Annotated in this window: 20 protein-coding genes; 14 read left to right on the forward strand and 6 right to left on the reverse strand. The window is 68.9% G+C overall.

The features are described 5' to 3' along the window. Nucleotides 1-194: 194 nt before the first annotated feature. Nucleotides 195-329 (reverse strand): hypothetical protein, encoded by a 135-nt coding sequence (locus Q4V64_RS06295; protein ID WP_301184639.1) that lies wholly within the window; start codon nucleotides 327-329, stop codon nucleotides 195-197. A 350-nt stretch (nucleotides 330-679) separates the two neighbouring features. On the opposite strand from Q4V64_RS06295, the gene Q4V64_RS06300 reads away from it, so the two are divergent. From Q4V64_RS06300 to Q4V64_RS06310, 3 genes are all read left to right on the forward strand, one after another. Beyond that, nucleotides 680-1,474 (forward strand): SDR family oxidoreductase, encoded by a 795-nt coding sequence (locus tag Q4V64_RS06300; protein WP_253267611.1) that lies wholly within the window; start codon nucleotides 680-682, stop codon nucleotides 1,472-1,474. An 87-nt stretch (nucleotides 1,475-1,561) separates the two neighbouring features. Further along, nucleotides 1,562-2,929, forward strand: coding sequence for an FAD-binding oxidoreductase (locus Q4V64_RS06305; protein WP_216377787.1), 1,368 nt, complete (start codon nucleotides 1,562-1,564; stop codon nucleotides 2,927-2,929). 73 nt (nucleotides 2,930-3,002) lie between these two features. Beyond that, entirely contained in the window at nucleotides 3,003-3,758 is a 756-nt protein-coding gene (locus Q4V64_RS06310) for an SDR family oxidoreductase (RefSeq protein ID WP_172629667.1), read from the forward strand. 46 nt (nucleotides 3,759-3,804) lie between these two features. Here Q4V64_RS06310 and Q4V64_RS06315 read toward each other — a convergent pair whose 3' ends face one another. After that, nucleotides 3,805-4,626, reverse strand: coding sequence for an IclR family transcriptional regulator (locus Q4V64_RS06315; protein ID WP_124445938.1), 822 nt, complete (start codon nucleotides 4,624-4,626; stop codon nucleotides 3,805-3,807). 118 nt (nucleotides 4,627-4,744) lie between these two features. Between Q4V64_RS06315 and Q4V64_RS06320 the strand changes: the two genes are divergently transcribed. The 5 genes from Q4V64_RS06320 to Q4V64_RS06340 all read left to right on the forward strand — a co-directional run bounded on the left by Q4V64_RS06320 (nucleotide 4,745) and on the right by Q4V64_RS06340 (nucleotide 9,342). Next, nucleotides 4,745-5,377 (forward strand): carboxymuconolactone decarboxylase family protein, encoded by a 633-nt coding sequence (locus Q4V64_RS06320; RefSeq protein WP_124445939.1) that lies wholly within the window; start codon nucleotides 4,745-4,747, stop codon nucleotides 5,375-5,377. Between the two features lie 83 nt (nucleotides 5,378-5,460). Next, complete coding sequence (locus tag Q4V64_RS06325) at nucleotides 5,461-6,333, forward strand: fumarylacetoacetate hydrolase family protein (RefSeq protein ID WP_124445940.1); 873 nt, start codon at nucleotides 5,461-5,463, stop codon at nucleotides 6,331-6,333. Beyond that, nucleotides 6,330-7,193: a fumarylacetoacetate hydrolase family protein gene (locus Q4V64_RS06330; RefSeq protein ID WP_124445941.1), complete on the forward strand. Its 864-nt coding sequence runs from the start codon at nucleotides 6,330-6,332 to the stop codon at nucleotides 7,191-7,193. The genes Q4V64_RS06325 and Q4V64_RS06330 overlap by 4 nt, the downstream gene beginning before the upstream one ends. Nucleotides 7,194-7,294: 101 nt before the next feature. Next, nucleotides 7,295-8,071 (forward strand): SDR family oxidoreductase, encoded by a 777-nt coding sequence (locus tag Q4V64_RS06335; RefSeq protein ID WP_124445952.1) that lies wholly within the window; start codon nucleotides 7,295-7,297, stop codon nucleotides 8,069-8,071. 77 nt (nucleotides 8,072-8,148) lie between these two features. Further along, entirely contained in the window at nucleotides 8,149-9,342 is a 1,194-nt protein-coding gene (locus Q4V64_RS06340; RefSeq protein ID WP_124445942.1) for a cytochrome P450, read from the forward strand. Nucleotides 9,343-9,639: 297 nt separating this feature from the next. On the opposite strand, the gene Q4V64_RS06345 is transcribed toward Q4V64_RS06340, so the two are convergent. The 4 genes from Q4V64_RS06345 to Q4V64_RS06355 form a co-directional block, all read right to left on the reverse strand. Beyond that, nucleotides 9,640-10,140, reverse strand: a complete 501-nt coding sequence (locus Q4V64_RS06345) for a dienelactone hydrolase family protein (RefSeq protein ID WP_253267613.1) — start codon at nucleotides 10,138-10,140, stop codon at nucleotides 9,640-9,642. A gap of 42 nt (nucleotides 10,141-10,182) precedes the next feature. Further along, nucleotides 10,183-10,395 carry a hypothetical protein gene (locus Q4V64_RS54785; RefSeq protein WP_253267614.1) on the reverse strand — a complete coding sequence of 71 codons (213 nt, stop codon included), beginning with the start codon at nucleotides 10,393-10,395 and terminating at the stop codon, nucleotides 10,183-10,185. A gap of 100 nt (nucleotides 10,396-10,495) precedes the next feature. Further along, nucleotides 10,496-11,536, reverse strand: a complete 1,041-nt coding sequence (locus Q4V64_RS06350; protein ID WP_301184640.1) for an alpha-hydroxy acid oxidase — start codon at nucleotides 11,534-11,536, stop codon at nucleotides 10,496-10,498. Nucleotides 11,537-11,853: 317 nt separating this feature from the next. Next, nucleotides 11,854-12,276, reverse strand: coding sequence for a heme-binding protein (locus Q4V64_RS06355; RefSeq protein WP_124445943.1), 423 nt, complete (start codon nucleotides 12,274-12,276; stop codon nucleotides 11,854-11,856). A gap of 828 nt (nucleotides 12,277-13,104) precedes the next feature. Between Q4V64_RS06355 and Q4V64_RS06360 the strand changes: the two genes are divergently transcribed. The 6 genes from Q4V64_RS06360 (at nucleotide 13,105) to Q4V64_RS06385 (ending at nucleotide 17,801) form a co-directional block, all read left to right on the forward strand. Beyond that, nucleotides 13,105-13,299 (forward strand): ferredoxin, encoded by a 195-nt coding sequence (locus tag Q4V64_RS06360; protein WP_124445944.1) that lies wholly within the window; start codon nucleotides 13,105-13,107, stop codon nucleotides 13,297-13,299. Continuing rightward, entirely contained in the window at nucleotides 13,296-14,438 is a 1,143-nt protein-coding gene (locus Q4V64_RS06365) for an FAD-dependent oxidoreductase (RefSeq protein ID WP_124445945.1), read from the forward strand. The genes Q4V64_RS06360 and Q4V64_RS06365 overlap by 4 nt, the downstream gene beginning before the upstream one ends. A 10-nt stretch (nucleotides 14,439-14,448) precedes the next feature. Further along, on the forward strand, nucleotides 14,449-15,639 hold the full coding sequence (locus Q4V64_RS06370) for a cytochrome P450 (RefSeq protein WP_253267615.1): 1,191 nt from the start codon (nucleotides 14,449-14,451) through the stop codon (nucleotides 15,637-15,639). Between the two features lie 200 nt (nucleotides 15,640-15,839). Next, on the forward strand, nucleotides 15,840-16,037 hold the full coding sequence (locus Q4V64_RS06375) for a hypothetical protein (RefSeq protein WP_124445785.1): 198 nt from the start codon (nucleotides 15,840-15,842) through the stop codon (nucleotides 16,035-16,037). 18 nt (nucleotides 16,038-16,055) lie between these two features. Continuing rightward, complete coding sequence (locus Q4V64_RS06380; RefSeq protein ID WP_124445786.1) at nucleotides 16,056-16,814, forward strand: IclR family transcriptional regulator; 759 nt, start codon at nucleotides 16,056-16,058, stop codon at nucleotides 16,812-16,814. A 114-nt stretch (nucleotides 16,815-16,928) separates the two neighbouring features. Next, nucleotides 16,929-17,801, forward strand: coding sequence for an oxidoreductase (locus Q4V64_RS06385; RefSeq protein ID WP_124445787.1), 873 nt, complete (start codon nucleotides 16,929-16,931; stop codon nucleotides 17,799-17,801). Nucleotides 17,802-17,941: the final 140 nt, after the last annotated feature.

Consider the following 17,941-nt stretch of genomic DNA (forward strand, 5'->3'; position numbering starts at 1 on the left):
GGAGCGTAGGAACCGGCGATGCTCGTCAGACAGCCCATGGAACGCACACAGACGGACGCTCAACGCACACCGAGCCACCGGCGGCGGTCATCCCCGGCATGCGGATCTCTCGGCTGGGATGCGCGTCGCCGCCGACCGCCCGGCCCCCGTCACGCGTGCAGGGTGTGCACCTGGCCATCACGCGCCCTCACCCCCTACCCGGCCACCGGTCGAGGACCCGTCGCACACGACACCGGGCCACGCTGGGAGATGGTCATCTCGGTCTGTGCCACCGCCCGGCCGCCGCCGACCTCGACGGTGGTACCACCGAGGAAGTGCAGGATGCGCACGCCTCGATCGAAGCCCTCACAGGTTCGGTCGGACGACGACGAGGCGCGACGAAGGGCCGGGCACCCTAGGAACCGGTGAGGAGGGCGGTGCCGGCTGTCCCGTTCCGTGCCGGACACCGCTTTCAATCAACGAAAGGGGATGTTCCTCTGCGCGCCGGAGCCCCGCAGCATTATGCCCGGACCGGCCTGCCGCAGCCGATCCCGCCGAGCTGCCGCCGCACGGACAGGGAGGACGCCATGTCCAGCGAAGACAAGACACCAGGGCCCTAGCCCTGAGTCGCACGGCCCCTACCCGCCGCACGGTCGGCTGCGGGACGGCGGCGCGCGCCACTGGATCAGACCAGACCGGCGTGACGGTTACGGATCTCTCTGACCATTCGCAACAAAGGAGTTGTGTCATGGCTGGACGTTTGACGGGCAGAATCGCCGTAGTGACCGGCGGTAGTGCAGGAATCGGGCAGGAGATCGCCCGAAAACTGGCGTCCGAAGGCGCCGACATCGCAGTCGCCGACATCAACCTGGCCGATGAGACCAAGGCGCTGGTGGAAGCGACCGGGCAACGGTTCTTCAGCGCGAAGGTCGACGTGTCCGACGAGGCGCAGGTGAATGCCTTCGCCGGAGAGGTCCGGGACGCACTGGGCCGTATCGACATCGTCGTGAACAACGCGGGCATCGTGCCGTTCGGCGACTTCGATAACGCGACTTTCGATCAGTGGAAACGCACCTTCGCGATCAATGCCGACGGCGCGTTCCTGACCACCAAGGCATTCCTCGACGACCTCAAGCACTCCGACGCCGGCAGGGTGATCAACATATCGGCGGTGGCCTACTGGACACCCCAGCCGCACTTCGTCGCGTACGTCTCGTCAAAGGGTGCCCTCAACGGATTCACCCATGTGCTGGCGGCGAATCTGGCGAGCCACGATGTCACGGTCAACGCCGTCGCACCCAGCCTGACCGAGACAGCCAGCGCTCTCCAGGCGGTGAGTGACGAGTTCTTCGGCATGACCGTACAGATGCAGGACCTGAAGCGGCGGCAGAAGCCGGCGGACGTCGCCAACACGGTGGCGTTCCTCGCCTCCGACGAAGCCGCGTTCATCACCGGCCAGATCATCGCCGTCGACGGAGGAGTCACGCGCCGCTGACGTCGGTTTCCGACCCGATTCAGCTGTCCTCGATCACCTCCGCCGATGCGTGAGCGCCCGGCATCTGTCACATCGAAGGGAAGAGCCGTGCCACTTGAGAGAAAGCTGGAGCGGAAGCTGTTGTGGTCCGGCGACGAGGGCTACGAGCAGGCTCGTCGCGACGCCGTGTGGAACGGCCGTAAGCCCGCACGACGGCCGGCCGGAATCGTGCTGGCCGAGGACGCCGACGACGTCGCGGTGGCCGTTCGCCTGGCCGGCGAGCGAGGGCTTCAGGTCTCCGTGCGCGCGGGCGGACACAGCACCTCAGCCGCCGGTCTGCGCGAGGGCGCGCTCCTCGTCGACGTGTCACGCCTTGCGCGTATGGACATCGATGCTCAGGCCAGGACCGCGGTCGTCGGACCCGGAGTCCTCGGCCAGGACCTCGATGGGGCGCTGGACCCGCTGGAGCTGTTCTTTCCCCACGGCCACTGCTCGACGGTGGCCGTGGGGGGATTCCTTCTGGGCGGGGGCCTGGGATGGAACTGGCGTGCCCACGGGCCCGGATGTGTCCTGGTCCGGGCCGTCGACGTGGTCACGGCGGACGGCGAGGCGGTCCGGGCCGATGAGTCGCACAACAGCGATCTCTACTGGGCGGCCCGCGGCGCCGGACCCGGGTTCTTCGGCGTCGTGACCGCCTTCCACCTGGAACTGCGGCCAAAGCCGGCCGTGATCAAAGCCACCGCGCACAACTACCCGCTCGCGATACGTGGTGACCTCTTCGGCTGGCTGCACGGGATCCGTCACGAGATGTCACCGATCGTGGATCCGTCCCTCTGCATCACCCAACACGTGGCCGGCTCCCCGGACGGCCCGACGATGCTGCTGGGTCTGTACGCCTTCGCCGACTCCGAGCGCGAGGCCGACGAGGCGCTCGCGCCCTTCACGAACGCGCCCCTGCGGGACAAGGCGATCTGGCACATCGACCCCGTCGCGGTCGGGGGCATGCAGGACGTCACGGGCGTGGATGACCTCTACCCGGCCGGCCTCCGGTACGCCCACGACAACATCATGTCCAACGCGTCGGCATCCGCCCTGGTTCCGGCCCTCGACGCAGCCCTCACCTCGATCCCCTCTCCCCGGTCCCACGTCAACTGGATGAACCTCGTCGGCCACCCCGAACTGCCGGACATGGCCTTCTCCTTCCTCGGGGAGACCCTGGTCGAACTGGTCGCGGTATGGGACGACCCGAGCCGGGACGCGGACATGCAGGCATGGGTCATCGACCACACCCGGCGGCTGGAACCGGTGGCCATGGGAAGCCAGATGAGCGCCGACTCCATGGCATCCCGCGGCCTGGGACCCGACGCCTACTTCTCCCCCGACGCGCTGTCGCGCCTCAAGACCATCCGTGACCGGTGGGATCCGGACCACCGCTTCGTGTCATTCCTGCTCGGTCGAGACGCACCTCCGCAATAGACATCGCATCACCGGACGGCTTATCGTCTTTGTAAAAGCTACTTTCGTTGTACGAAAGTGAAGGAGTGTGACCATGACGTGGTTGGGGTTGGAAGGCAGCCGGGCGCTCGTCATAGGGGCCGGCGGCCTGGGTGCCGCCTGCGCCCGAGGGCTCGCGGAGGCCGAGGCACACCTGGCCGTCGTGGACGTGGACGAGGCGAAGCTCAAGGCACTGCGGGACGATCCGGCACTCGCGGACGCCGATGTGCACGTGATTCCGGCCGATGTCACGTCCTCGACGGCCTGCGAGGAAGCCGTCCGGGCGGCGGCGGATGCGCTCAGCGGGCTGGACGTGCTGGTGCACGCGGTGGGAACGAACGACCGCCGGGCGGTGGTCGACACACCGGACGAGACGTGGGAACGGATCCTCACGCTGAACCTGTCGAGCGCCTTCTACGCAGGGCGGGCGGCGGGACGTCTGATGCGCCGGGCAGGGCGCGGGAGCATGGTGTTCTTCTCCTCGGTCTCCTCCCGGCTCGCCCACCCGCACCATGCCCCCTACGCGGCGACCAAGGGCGGACTGGACCAGCTGGCGAAGGTGATGGCCCGGGAGTGGGCCGCCGACGGTGTGACCGTCAACGCGGTCGCCCCTGGCTACACGGAGACCGAACTCACCCGCGAGTACCTGGACAGGCCGGGGATGCGCGAGGAAATGCTCAGCCTGGTCCCGGCAGGACGCCTGGGCACCCCGCAGGACGTGGTCGGCGCCGTGCTCTTCCTCGCCTCGGCGCGCGCGTCATTCATCACGGGGCAGGTGCTTTATGTGGACGGCGGCCGCACCCTCGTCTGAGTCAGGAGCCGACCGGGCAGGACGGCACCGCAGGCTGCCTCGTCCGTCAACTTCCGCCGAGCAGCCGCGTGATCTCCTGACATGTGTTCAGCAGGCGCGGGCGCAGTTCGTCGAGCAGGCGGGTGACGGGAAACCCCATCGCGGGCACCGCCACATTGGCCGCGGCCACCACCGAACCGGAGGCGTCACGCAGGGGCGCGGCCACCGAGCGCAGCCCGTAGGCGAGTTCCTCGTCCTGCACCGCCCAGCCCCGCTCGCGAATGTGCGCCAGCACCGGCCGCAGCTCCGCCGGCGACCGGATCGCGTTGGGGCCGGTCGCCCCGGTGAAGGACTCTTCGGTGAGGCGCTTGTCCAGCTCGGCGTCGTCCAGGCTGCTCAACAGGACCTTTCCGATGGAGGTGTTGACCGCCGGAAGCCGCGAGCCCACCTGGATGTTCGCGGTCACCAGGTCGTTGTTGCGCAGCCGGATCAGGTACAGCACCTGGTCGCCGGACAGGGTGCCCAGGTTGACCGTCTGGCCCGTCGCCGCGGCGAGCCGGCGCAGCGGCCCGTCGGCGAGTTCCACCACGTCCATGCCGCGCAACGCCGCGAAGCCCAGCGTGAGGACTTTGGGGGCCGGACGATAGGCGCCGTCCGGCAGCTGCTCCAGGAACCCCTCGGTCACCAGGGTGGCGGCCATCCGGAAGGCGGTCGGCAACGGCACCCCGGCCTCGACGGCCATGTCTGTCAGCTTCATCGACGACCGCTGTTCGGAGAACTGCCCCAGCAGCCGCAGCCCCTTGGCCAGCGCCTCGACGTGGTAGCTGCGTTTGGACGCCGCGGAGCCGTCGGCGGGCAGGGAGCTGGTCGGTTCTTCACGCGGCGGCACGAAAGGTCTCGCTTTCTGTCTGCTGGGCACGGTGGGCGCTACGACGGAGCAACGTCACTTTCATTGTATGGAAGTCGGCATCAGACTCACCCGCCACGGGACGACGAGGAGGACGGAAATGGGAGTACGACTGGCCGGGCTGCTGCCCGGTGAACTGGACGAGGAGCAGGCCGAGGTCTACCGGGCCATCACCGGCGGCGCCCGCGCCTCGGGGCCGCAGGCGTTCCCACTGACCGACCAGGAGGGGCGGCTGCGTGGCCCCTTCAACGCCATGTTGCTGAGCCCTCCGGTGGGTCTCGCGACGCAGGCCCTCGGCGCGGCCGTGCGCTACCGCTCCTCGCTGAGCGATCGCGTGCGGGAGATGGCGATCCTCGCCGTGGCCGCCCACTGGGGCAGCGCCTTCGAGCGGGAAGCTCACGAGGCCGTCGGCCGCACCAGCGGTGGCCTGGCCGAATCGGAGATGGCCGCACTGCGCGCCGGCGGGATGCCGGAACTCACCGAGCCGGCCGAGCGCGCTGCCCTGCGGGCGACGACAGCACTGCTGCGGTGCGGCACATTGAACGACGACGAGTACACCGACGCCGTGAGCGCGGCCGGAGAGCGAGGCGTGTTCGAGCTGACGACGCTGGTCGGCTACTACTCGATGCTCGCTCTGCAGTTGCGCGTATTTCTGGGCGAGCCAAGCGCATCCGGTTCCGATGACCGCGGACCTCAGTCCCTGGCAACGCCTTGGCCCCTGGCGACGCCTTGACAGTCCACGATGACCCTTCAATACTCAACTCCAAGTTCACACAGTGAATATTACTTTCACTCCTCGAAAGAAGGCAGAAAATCGTGAAGCTGATCACCTTCGACGACGGGCGGGTCGGCAGGCTGGAACTCGAGGAACGGCTCGTGCTGCCCCTCGAAGTCGGCAGCACCCGGGAGTACTTCGAGCGCGACGGCGAGGTCCTGGAGACCGGTGAGCGGCTGCGGCTGGACGACGTGAAGCTGCGCGCGCCGATCGTGCCGAAGAAGTTCTTCCACACGTCCGGCAACTTCCGTGAGCACGAGGACGAGTCGAAGAACGTCGACTGGTCGCACCCCATGCACAAGGGCATCGTGTTCTTCCAGAACGTCGACGCGATCGTCGGCCCGGAGGAGCCGGTCATCTACCCGGAGCACCTGACCAGTGAGCTGGACTACGAGTTGGAGATCGCCGTCGTCATCGGCAAGCCGGGCAAGTTCTTCGGCGTCGACGACGCTGCCGACCACATCGCCGGCTACGTCGTCTTCAACGACATCACCGCCCGCGACATCCAGCGCCGCGAGATGGAGTCCGGCGTCTTCTCCTTCTGCAAGGCCATCGACACCTTCTGCCCGGTCGGCCCGTACATCGTCACCGCCGACGAGATCCCCGACCCGCAGCACCTCGACATGGAACTGCGGGTCAACGGCGTGGTCCGGCAGAAGTCCAACACCAGCCGCATGTCGGTCTCCATCCCGCACCTGGTCGCCTACCACTCCCCGCAGGGCTACAGCGCCGGCGACCTCATCACCACCGGCACCGTCCAGGGCGTGGCCGGCTTCAGCGGCGACCCGGACATGTACCTGAAGCCCGGCGACGTCGTCGAGGCCGAGGTAGAGCGGCTCGGCGTCCTGCGCACCCCCATCGTCAGCTGGCAGGAGGGGCGTGGGACCCCCGTACCCGAGAAGGTGGACTGGTGAGGCTCGGCGTCCTCGACGGCCACACCGTCGTGGTCAGCGGCGATCGGGCCGCGAACGTCCGCTGGGCCTCGCACGGCAGACTGCCCACCGACCCGATGGCACTGCTGGAGGACTGGCCACGCCTACGCGACTGGGCGGCCGGGCTGCCCGAGGAGGCATACGACATCCCGGTCGACCCCATCGCGCTCGGCGCGCCGGTGCCGCGCCCCCGCCAGGTGTTCGCCGTCGCCCTCAACTATCCGCCGCACGCCGCGGAAGCCGGTTTCACTCCGCCCGACGAGCCGCTCGTCTTCACCAAGTTCCCGGCCTGCGTCACCGGTCCGCACACCAGCGTCGCCCTCCCCCGGGGCAAGGTCGACTGGGAAGTCGAACTCGTCGCGGTGATCGGCCGCGAGACGTACCAGGTGAGCGAGAACCACGCCTGGAAAGCGGTGGCCGCCCTGGCCGTGGGTCAGGACCTCTCCGAACGTGTCACCCAACTCCGGGGAAAACCTGCCCAGTTCAGCCTGGGCAAGTCCTTCCCCGGCTTCGGCCCCATCGGCCCTGTCCTGGTCACCCCCGACGAACTCGACGACCCCGACGACCTGGAGATCACCGGGCTGCTGAACGGCGAGGTCGTCCAGCAGGACCGCACCAAGTCCATGATCTTCCCGGTGCCGGAGCTCATCGCCCGGCTCTCGGCCGTGCTGCCGCTCTTCCCTGGTGACCTGGTCTTCACCGGCACCCCGGCGGGCGTCGGCAACCGCATGAACCCGCCGCGCTACCTCACCGATGGGGACGAACTCGTCAGCCGCATCGAGGGCATCGGCGAGATCCGCCAGCATTTCACCGGCCCCGCCCAGCGGCCGTCCGGGGGCTGAGAGCCGCGACAGCCCGCCGGCTGTCTGTGTCCCCCGCCCCCGGAACCCTCGTCCGACCATCGCAGACAAGGACCCGCATGTCCGACCACACCCCGCCCCCCATGCCCATCCCCCGCCGTTTCGAGGGCCGCACGGTCCTGGTCACCGGCGCCGGCACCGGCTACGGCGCCGAGATCGCCGTCCGCGCGGCCCAGGAGGGCGCCAACGTCGCCGTCCACTACCGCAGCTCCGCCGCCGGAGCCGAGAAGACCGTCGCCCGCATCAAGGAGGTGGGCGGCGAGGCGTTCACCGTGCAGGCCGACATCGCCGTCCACGCCGACGTCGTCCGCATGGCCGAGGAGGTCTTCATCCAGTTCGGCGGCCTCGACGTACTGGTCAACAACGTCGGTGACGTGGCGGGCGACCAGATGTCCTGGCGGGACCTCACCGAGGAGTCCATCGACCACGTACTCGCCGTGGACATCAAGGGAACCATGCTCTGCACGCACGAGTTCGGCTCCCGGATGCTGGACCAGGGCCACGGCTCGATCGTCAACATCGGCTCCACCGTGATCGTGCGCGGCAGCGCGCGGGCGCCGCAGTACGCCGCCGCGAAGTACGGCATCCTCGGCATCACCAAGTCCTACGCCCAGGCCTTCGCACCCGTCGTCCGGGTCAACACCTTCGCACCCGGCTTCATCGAGACCGAGACGCTCCTGAACCGGGCGGACTGGAAGTCCGGCCGCCGCGAGGACATGATCGCCAAGACTCCGATGGGCCGCATCCCCGGCCCGGCCCAACTCGCGGGCACCGCCCTCTTCCTCGCCACCGACGACGCCTCCCACATGACCGGTGTCTACCTCAACGCCGACGGCGGCTTCAACATGATCGGCGCCTGAGAAGAGCGCCGGCCCGGGAGCCGGCCCGGCGCTGCGCATGACCTGCGGTTCACCGCGATGAATGATGGGAGTCAAGGATGACTACGGCCGCTACTCCGGTATCCGATGTGGACATCTTCGCCGACGATGTCCTGACCGATCCCTACGCCGCCTATGCGGTGTTGCGGGAGACGGGCGCCGCTGTGTACCTGGAGCGCTACGACTGCTGGGCCCTGCCCCGGTACGAGCACGTACGGGCGGCGCTGCGCGACCACGAACGGTTCTCCTCCGTGGACAGCGTGGGCTATGAGCCGTCGCTGAACGAACGCCGCCGAGGTGGTGTGCTGGCGACGGACCCGCCGGAGCACGAAGTGCTGCGCGCGGTGCTCTCGGAGAGCCTGGCCCCGCGTGCGTTGGCAGGGCTGCGAGACGGCATAGCCCGGCGTGCGACTGAGCTGGTCGAGGCCGTGGTGGCCCGCGGTTCATTCGACGTCGTGGATGATCTGGCGCGGGTGTTCCCGCTGACAGTGGTGGCGGATCTGATCGGGATGCCCCTGAGCGCGCGGGACGAGGTGCTCGTATTCGCCGACGCGTTCTTCAACACCTTCGGTCCCCTCAACGAGCGGACGACGGCGTCGGTGCAGGTCTCCCACCGGCTGCTCGAGCAGCTCATCTCGATGATGAACCGCGACAACCTTGCGCCGGGTGGCTGGGGCGAGGCGCTGTATCAGGCGGCCGACCGGGGCGTGATCGAGGAGCACCAGGTGGGACAGCTGTTGCGCGCGTACCTGGTGGCGAGCATGGACACGACCATCAACGCGATCAGCAGTGCGCTGTGGTTGTTCGCCGAGCACCCGACCGCGTGGACGGCCCTGCGCTCCGACCGGACGTTGCTCCATTCCGCTTTCGAGGAGGTCGTGCGGTTCGAATCACCGGTGCAGGTGTTCTTCCGCCGTACGACGCGGCCGGTGGAGATCGACGGCGTCACGATCCCGCCGCAGGCTCAGGTGGCGATGTTGTTCGGTTCGGCCAACCGGGATCCGCGCAAGTGGCCGGAGCCGGACAAGTTCGACGTGGGCCGGGCGCCGATGGACCACGTCGGGTTCGGCTCCGGAGTGCACGCCTGTGCCGGCCAGGGACTGGCACGGCTGGAGGGCAACGCGATCCTGTCGGCGCTGCTGGATCGCGTATCGGCGATCCACCTGGCCGGCACACCACGACGGCACCTCAACAACGTCATCCGGGGTCTGGAAAGCCTCCCGGTCACCGTCACGACGGGAGCACTCAGCTAGTGCCCCGACAGGCAACGTTCGCCCCGTCGCGACGCCCGGCACGCTCCCCCACTGCCTTAAAGGCGTGGGAGGTGCCCCCACTCGCCGCACCGGCCGAAAGCCCAAGTACGTCCGGTCCATCGACGGAGCCTTCCGGCCGGCACGCCGAGAGCACGCACCGGACGCCGCTCCTCAACGGGCAAACGTTGCCTGCCGGGGCACTAGAGGACGTCGTGGCCGATGACCGAGCCCCCTTCCGCGGATTCGCGGAAGGGGGCTCGGTCATCGGCGATCGTATGTCCTGCTCAACGAGTCCGCTCAGAGCAGGGTGGTGGCCCGGATGAACGCGATGACCTGGGGCCAGGACAGGTCGGTGGCCGCCTTGTTGACCGGGTCGCCGTGCAGTGCGCGGGCTGTGAAGCCGTGCCCGGCTCCGGGGTAGACATGGGTGATGCTCGGCCCGGTGGTCCGCGAGTTCAGGGCGTCCCGCAGCCGATGAAAGCTCTCCACCGGCACCACCTCGTCCGCGCCTGGATAGAGGATCATGGCGGGCCCGGCGATCCGGGCGGTGAACTCGGTGGCATCCAGGGTGTGGTTCGGTGCGGGTGAGCCCGGCACGGTGGGGTGATAGGCGACGACGTTCGCCAACCGGCTGTCCCCTCCGCCGAGCAGCAGCGCGAACCGGCCGCCGATGCACCAGCCGATCACACCGACCTGTCGGCAACCCAGCTCGTCAAACATGTGGTCGAGCAGCTTGCCCATTTCGGTCAGGCTGGACTCGTCATCCAGTTCCGACGCCCACTGAGACTGGGTCTCCATCTGTGACGGGTCATCTCTGCCGGGCCGACCGCGCCAGATGTCCTAGGCCAGCGCGGTGACTCCAGCGGCGGCCAGGCCGTCGGCGAACTCGCGCAACTGCGGCGAGATACCGCTGATCGACGGCAACAGCAACATGCCGCCTGTGGAGGCCGCCTCCCACGGGCGGGACAGATACGCGTTCAGCCCGGCCACGGTGACGTTCTCACCAGCACACGTGACCTCCGCGGTGACGGGGGTGCTGATCTCGTTGGCCATACTCTCACTACTCTCTACCGAGCTTGATGAACAGTTGTCAGTCGGTGTAGGTCGCACTCAGGGCCGGGCGCCGGCGCGGCGGGCGCAGTCGCCCCAGTGGTCAGGGGAAGCGGATCGAGACGTGCTCCGGGCGTAGTTCGGTGACGCTGTTGACCCCGAGCAGTGCCATGGTCTGGACGACCTCACGCGACAGGATCTCCACGGCACGAGCGACCCCACGCTGACCGCCGGCCATCAAGCCGTAGGGGAAGGCACGACCCACCAACGTGGCGTTGGCACCCATCGCCAGGGCGGCCACGATGTCAGCACCGGTCGTCACACCGGTGTCGACCAGGATGTCCGCCCGTCCGTCCAGCCTCTCGCGCACGGCCGGGACCAACTCGACGGGTACGGGGGCCCGGTCCAACTGCCGCCCGCCGTGGCTGGAGAGCACGATGCCGTCCGCGCCGGCGTCAACCACTCGCTGGGCATCAGGCACCGACTGGATGCCCTTGACCACGAGGCTGCCCTGCCAGTGGCCGCGGAGCCATTCGAGGTCGGCCATCGTGATCGCGGGATCGAAGACGCGGCCTATCTGGTCGGCGATCGTGCCCCCGGAGGCCGCCAGGTTGGCGAAGGTGAGTGGCTCGGTGGTCAGCAGGTCGAACCAGTAACGGGGGTGAAGGGCTCCGTTGACGAAGGTACGCAACGTGAGCTGCTGGGGCACGGTGAGCCCGTTGCGCACGTCGCGCAGCCGAGTCCCGGCGACCGGGGTGTCCACGGTGAGGATCAGCGTGTCGTACCCGGCCGCGGCCGCACGGTCGACCAGATCCTTGGCCGAGCTCCGATCACGCCACAGAAACAGCTGGAACCACTTCCGCGCCTGAGGGCCGGCCGCCGCCGTGTCCTCGATCGTGGTACTGCCCATCGTGGACAGGGCGTAGGGAATCCCGGCCTGCTCGGCGACGGCGACGACGGCTCGTTCCCCTCCGGTGTGCATCACGCGCGTGAGGCCGGTGGGAGCGAACCCGAAAGGCTGGGCGGACGGTCTGCCGAGGATCACCGTTTCCGTACTCACATGGGAGACGTCGCGGAGCGCCGACGGATGGAACTCCAGGCGCCGGAAGGTCTCCCGAGCTCGACGCAGCGCGAGCTCCCCCACCCCGGCCCCTCCGTCGGCGAATCGAAGACCGCCCGGGGCGCCCGTCGTCGGGCGAGAGCGCGAAGGTCGGCGATGGAAGCCGCTCGCGCCAGCCGGCGCTCCGTGCCGTTGAGTTGGATCGGAGCGGGGCGCAACAGCTCACGAAGCTCAGCTGGGCGTGGCAGCCGACGGTGCACCTTGGCGGTCAATGCCGTTCATCCCTTCTGTCGCCATGTCCTGGGCACATCGAGTGCCGTGGCCCTGGCCACGAGGACGTTCTCGTGGCCAGGGCCACGAGAACGTCCTCGATCACCCTCTTCTCTGCCTACGATCGACCCTCAGGTCAGCAGGTCGGCAATGCTCTTCAGCGCCTCGGCCGCGATGCGGGCGTCCACACCCCCATGGGCCCCGCCCACCCCGATGCCGCCGATGACTTCGCCGTCGTCCGCGACGATCGGGAATCCCCCCGGCACCGGGTGCAGCAGGGGGTCGACCAGGTGTACCGGATTCGCTTTCATGGCCGGGCTCGCGGCCGCCTCGGCGAAGTCGGCGGTCGTCATGCCCATGACCGCTGCCGTGTAGGCCTTCAGGCGCGACGTCGAGACCGCGATCGGCCCGGCGCCGTCGTCAGCGAGCACGGCCTTCGTGATGCCGCTGCGGTTGACAACAGTGACACTGATTCGCTCTCCCTCGGCACGCGCCGCCTCAACGGCCGCCTCGGTGGCTCGGCGGGCGATCTCGTAGCTCAGCGGTTCCCTCATGTCGTTCTCATTCCATGCGTGTTACCGGACTCACAACCGGTTCTGTCAGCTGAAAAATGATCAGACCGCATGCCACTCGGCACCGGCGGTGACGGTGGCGTTGTTGTTGGGCGGCAGGGGGTGGCCAGAACTTCGATGCGCTGCCCGGCCTCTATCGGCGACTGTGTTCCCGCTCAGGGCGACGCTCCTCGGTCGTCACGCTCTCTCGGAGGACGACGCACCGAGGACCCGGCGCCGTCGGACGGGGCGTCATCGACCGCTCCGCCTCCGCGACGCAAACAACGTAGCACCGCGACTCGCCTCGCTGAACAGCTCTGACAAACATTTGTCAGGAAGCTGCGGTTACTTTCGATGGTCCCGCGGGCGACGGTCGAAGAGCGGCACGCTCGCTCGTCGAGCGGTTCGACCGACACCGGCCGACACCCCCGCCCCCGACCGGCGCGACCTGGCCCAGCAGACCTGCTCGCATGCGCGGTTCGAGCATGGAACTCTGGCCCAGCACGTGTGTTCCGCGCCCGACATTGACGCTGTCGTTGCCGGTGGCGATGACGGACGCCGTCTCGATCTTTCGCGGCGCCGACCCACACCGAGCCGCTCCGACAAACTTTTGTCGAAGGTATTAATCAAAGCGACATCTGGGTGCTACGTTCCCGGTTGAGCAGAGGTCGGGCGGCCGAGGCCGGAAAGTCCACGATGCTGCCGGTCCGAGCGGGTTCGTCGCCCACCGGCCGCCGTTCGTCGGCGGTGGCCGGCAGGCCTCGAACCAGCCCGGCGGTGCGAGCGCCACCGCTTCGCTTCCCGTCACCGTACGCATGGAAGGACAGTGAGATGACCCGAATCGTGGTCGACTTCGAGCGCTGCGAGGGCCACGGGCTGTGCGAACAGACCGCCCCCGAGGTGTTCCGCCTCGACGACGAGGGCGAGTTGCACCTGACGCGTGACGAGGTGGACTCGGAGTACGAAAGTGTCGTCGCGGCCGCCGTTCGGGTATGTCCCGTCGCGGCGTTGAAGGTGCAGCCGTGAAACGGATCGTCGTGGTCGGTGGGTCCATCGCCGCGGTCACGGCGGCGCAGAGCCTGCGTACCGAGGGCTACGACGGCCAGGTGACCGTGCTCTCCGAGGAGCCTCATCCGCCCTACTCGCGCGTTCCCCTCTCAAAAGGCGTGCTGGCAGGCCGGGAGTCCGCGGAGTCGGCTCTGCTGCCGCTCCCGAGCGAGGACATCGAGTTCCGTACCGGAGCACGGGCCGTGCGGCTCGACACGCGCGACCGTCTGGTGACAACGGCCGACGGCACCGACATACCGTACGACGGGCTGGTGATCGCAACCGGTGCCCGGGCACGCCGCCTCACCGGCGACAGCGACCTGGTGGTACGCACCCTGGACGACGCCTCGGCCCTCGCCTCCCGGCTGGCCGCGGCCCACAGCGCGATCGTGCTGGGCGGTGGCTTCCTCGGCATGGAGGTCGCCGGGACCTGCCGTGCCCTCGGCCTGGAGGTCACCGTCGTCGACCTCGTACCACCGCTGCTCAGGCTGCTCGGGCCGTGGGTGGCCGATCTCGCCGTCGCGGCCGCCCGTGACCACGGCATACGGATCCGGGTCGCACCGGACGGCGTCGAAGTGCTCGACGAACACCGCGTGCGCTGCGGGGAGTCGGTCCTGACGGCCGACGTGATCGTCTGCGCGGCCGGCGATGTGCCCAACACCGACTGGTTGGAGAACTCCGGCCTGGCCCTGGACGCGGGCGGCGGCCTGGTCGCCGACGCGTGCTGCCGCGTCGCCCCCCAAATCGTCGCCGCCGGAGACGTCGTATCGCGCCAGGGGCGCCGGACTCCCCACTGGACCAACGCGGTCGAGCAGGGAAGGGCGGCCGCGGCGAGCCTGCTGCACGGGGAGTCGGCGCGGCCCTATCGGCCCGACCCGTATTTCTGGACCGAGCAGTCCGGACTCGATATCAAGATCAGCGGCGAACTCCCCCTCACCGGAACCCCCGAAGTCCTCGCCGGATCGGTGGACGACCGCAGTGCGCTGCTGAGATGGCGCCATGACGGTGGTACGGCAACCGCCGTGGCCGTCAATCATCGGCTCCCCGTCATCAAACTCAAGCGCCTCGGAGCTGGAGCGCCGATCCCCGCCCCTGCCCGTACGACACCCGCTACGTGAGGACGTGACCGTGACTCTGCCGCACCTCGCTCCCTACGATCCGCTCGACCCCGCCCACAATGCCGATCCCGCGGCCCGGCTCGCGGAGGCCCGCGACCGCTGCCCGGTGTCCCAGCCACGCCCCGGCGTGCACTTTCTCACTCTCCATGACGACGTACGGGACATCCTCACCGCCCATGAGGCGTACTCGTCCATCGACAACTTCGCCCTGGAAGGCGGTGCCAGGACAGCCGACCTGCCTGCGGCGACGATCACCATGCTGGACCCGCCCGACCACACGGCGCTGCGCGCCCGTCTCAGGCGCTGGTTCGCTCCCGCCGTGGTCCGCAAGCAGGAACCACGCGTCCGCGACATCGTGACCGATGTCCTCGACGCGTGGCAGCCCGGCCAGAAGGCCGAGATCTACCACGACCTGGCCCGTCAGGTACCGACCCGTGTGGTGTACGCCTTCCTCGGTCTGCCGGAGGAGGACTGGGACCGCCTGCAACAGTGGGCCGACGCGATCGACGACGTCATCCCACAGGTGTCGATCGACATGCCGGAGTTCGTGGCACTCACCCGCTACCTCGGAGAGCAGTTCGCCGCCCTGGCTGCCGCCCCGGCCACCGGGGAGGGTGTCCTGGACGGTCTCGCGCACCCCGCTGACGGCGAGCCGCCGCTCACCCCGGTCGAGGCCGTCATTCACGCCTTCCAGCTGATCGTGGCCGCCACGGACACCACTGCCAGTCTGATCACCAACCTCCTCCACGAACTACTGGCGGACCGCAGCCACTGGGAACGGCTGCTCGCCGACCGGTCCCTCATCCCCACGGCGATCGAAGAGTCGCTGCGCCACGACGCACCCCTGCAGTACGTGCTGCGCACCGTGACGCAGGAGCGGGAGATCTCCGGCTGCCCCGTCGAACCCGGCGACCGCCTGGCTGTCAGCCTCCAGTCGGCCAACTGGGACGATCGGGCCTGGGGCGCCGACGCCGCCGACTACTCTCTCGACCGCCCGGCGGGACAGGCCACTCCCATGGCCTTCGGCTACGGCATCCACACCTGCCTCGGCGCACCACTGGCCCGGTTGCAGGCCCGCGTCGTCCTGGAGCAGCTGCTGGAACGCTTCCCCAAGCTGCGGCTCGCTCCCGGTTATCGCCGTGAGCCCGCTCCGGGCCTGGTCATGGTCCGCCGCCCGGCTCGGGTCGACGTCGTGCTCTGAGACTCACCGCGGCGCTTCGATGGTCGCGCCCCGGTTCTGCTCGTACCTGGCGCTCCCCCTGGAGCTGGACCCACCCACCCCCCCCCCACCGACCCACCCACCACGCCCGCCGGAGGCACCCCCATCGTCGGCGCGGGGCCTTCGCCCGGATCTCGCCCCCTGGCCTGCCCCTTCCTGGCGATCCAAGAGAGGGAGAACCCGTGGCCTTCGATCTTCACAGCACACGGCCGCAGTCGGACGAACACTTCACGACGTCGCGGAAGTACGCCGAGCCCGGCACCGAGGTCACCGTCGGCTGGGGCGGCCCTGGCGGTCTTGAGAGGCGTACCCGCGTCACCGTCACGCCCGCGCCCTGCGAGGCCGTTCACCGACGCCTCGGCCTTCGAGCGGCGATCTGAGACGGCGTCGGCGCAATCATGCCAACCTCGAATGAGCCGGGCCGCAGCAGCACGAGCCGTGTTTTCGCGATTCTGCACGCCTGCCGAAGCAGCGCCGCCCCGATGACGCTCACGGAAATCTCACGCCGGTCGGGGATCCCGGTGGCGACCGCCTACCGACTGTCACGGGAGCTGATAGCCGAGGGCGCCCTGGAGCGGAACGACGACGGTAGCCTCCAGATCGGAATGGGGCTGTGGGAACTGGGCTCCGCCGCACCGCGACAGCGTGGCCTGCGCCGCGCGGCACGCCCGGTCATGCAGTCCCTGGCGGGCCATACCCACATGGTCGTTCACTTGGCCGTCGCCGGCCATCACCAGGCCGTGTGCGTCGAGAAGGTCGCCGGGCCCCGGGCGGTCACGAATGTGGCGCAGGTGGCCGGCGGCCTCCCGCTGCATGCGACCGGCGTGGGAAAGGTGATCCTGGCCTACTCGGACGACCCGGGGGTCTGCGGCGTCCTGCAGTGCACGTCGCTGCGCCGGTACACGGCACGGACCATCGCCGGTCCCGGTCGGCTGGCAGCCGAGTTGGCCGGGGTGCGGGATGCGCAAGTCGGTTACTCGCGGGGTGAGTTGACAGTCGGAACGGCATCGGTCGCCGCGCCTGTCTTCGACGCCGAGGGCCGGTTCGTCGCGGCGCTCGGCGTTCTGGCACCCGAAGCGGAGGAATTGGACCGGCTGGCACCCGAGGTGCGCAGAGCCGCGGATGCCATCTCGCTGCGCCTTCCCGCCCACGCCTGACGCTTCCTGAGGTCTGGATTTCGATGATCGAAAGGCCAGCTGGCGTCAGTCGGCGAGCACGGTCAAAAGTGGCTCCGTGACAAGGATCAAGCCCTGTACCGGGGCGTTGCCCCTATGAAAAGCACCTGGAACATCAGCCAGATGCCCGACCTGACCGGCCGCACCGCAGTCGTCACCGGCGCGAACAGCGGTCTGGGCGTCCCTACGGCTCAGGCCCTGGGCAAGGCCGGCGCGCATGTGGTGCTCGCCGTGCGCGACCTCGACAAAGGCAGGGAGGCCGCGGCCACGGTCCCTGGTAGCCACGAGGTCCGCCATCTCGACCTCGCCGACCTTTCATCGGTGCGTCAGTTCGCCGCCTCCTGGGACGGCGATCTGGACCTGCTGATCAACAACGCGGGCGTGATGATGGCGCCGGAGGGGCGCACCAGGGACGGCTTCGAGACGCATTTCGGCATCAACCACCTCGGCCACTTCGCGCTCACCAATCTGCTGCTGCCGCACATCACCGACCGCGTCGTGACGGTCTCCGCCGCTGCGCACCAGTGGGTGAGCGGAATCAACTTCGACAACCTGGACCTCAACGGCGCCTACAACGCCCGGGAGGCATACGGCCAGTCCAAGCTGGCAAACCTGCTCTTCACGCTCGAGTTGCAGCGGCGGCTCAGCGAGATCGGATCACCTGTGCGTGCGCTCGCCGCGCATCCCGGCCTCGCGGCGACAAATCTGCTGCGCACCCCAAAACCGGTGCTGCGCATGTTCATCCGCTTGGTCGCGCAGGATGCCGAGGCCGGTGCCCTGCCGACGCTCTTCGCCGCGACCCAGGATCTTCCTGGTGCGAGTTACGTCGGGCCGAACGGCTTCTCGGGGATGCGCGGCGGCCCCACCCTGGTCAGCCCTACCGCTGCCGCGAGCGATCCGGCGGCGGCCGAACGCCTGTGGGCGCTGTCCGAGGAACTGACCGGCACGAGCTTCCTCATGAGTGCTTAGCCCCTGTCCGCCGAGGAACAAGAGCGGGTCCTATGGGGTGCCGCTCACCTGCCTGTCAGCCGGAGGTGGAGTCCGTCCGCCGAACCGCCCGGCAGGACCTCGGCGCCCTGTGCGCGGGCTTCCTCGATGAGCGCCGGCAC

This window comes from Streptomyces sp. NL15-2K (genome assembly GCF_030551255.1).
In the GTDB taxonomy this organism is placed as follows: domain Bacteria; phylum Actinomycetota; class Actinomycetes; order Streptomycetales; family Streptomycetaceae; genus Streptomyces.

What these genes read in the sequence shown, in the direction of transcription:
- Q4V64_RS06310 (WP_172629667.1), top strand. Translation starts at nt 3,003, where the DNA reads ATGACGTGGTTGGGGTTGGAAGGCAGCCGGGCGCTCGTCATAGGGGCC.
- Q4V64_RS06320 (WP_124445939.1), top strand. Translation starts at nt 4,745, where the DNA reads ATGGGAGTACGACTGGCCGGGCTGCTGCCCGGTGAACTGGACGAGGAG.
- Q4V64_RS06335 (WP_124445952.1), top strand. Translation starts at nt 7,295, where the DNA reads ATGCCCATCCCCCGCCGTTTCGAGGGCCGCACGGTCCTGGTCACCGGC.
- Q4V64_RS06340 (WP_124445942.1), top strand. Translation starts at nt 8,149, where the DNA reads ATGACTACGGCCGCTACTCCGGTATCCGATGTGGACATCTTCGCCGAC.
- Q4V64_RS06345 (WP_253267613.1), bottom strand. Translation starts at nt 10,140, where the DNA reads ATGGAGACCCAGTCTCAGTGGGCGTCGGAACTGGATGACGAGTCCAGC.
- Q4V64_RS54785 (WP_253267614.1), bottom strand. Translation starts at nt 10,395, where the DNA reads ATGGCCAACGAGATCAGCACCCCCGTCACCGCGGAGGTCACGTGTGCT.
- Q4V64_RS06355 (WP_124445943.1), bottom strand. Translation starts at nt 12,276, where the DNA reads ATGAGGGAACCGCTGAGCTACGAGATCGCCCGCCGAGCCACCGAGGCG.
- Q4V64_RS06360 (WP_124445944.1), top strand. Translation starts at nt 13,105, where the DNA reads ATGACCCGAATCGTGGTCGACTTCGAGCGCTGCGAGGGCCACGGGCTG.
- Q4V64_RS06380 (WP_124445786.1), top strand. Translation starts at nt 16,056, where the DNA reads ATGCCAACCTCGAATGAGCCGGGCCGCAGCAGCACGAGCCGTGTTTTC.
- Q4V64_RS06385 (WP_124445787.1), top strand. Translation starts at nt 16,929, where the DNA reads ATGAAAAGCACCTGGAACATCAGCCAGATGCCCGACCTGACCGGCCGC.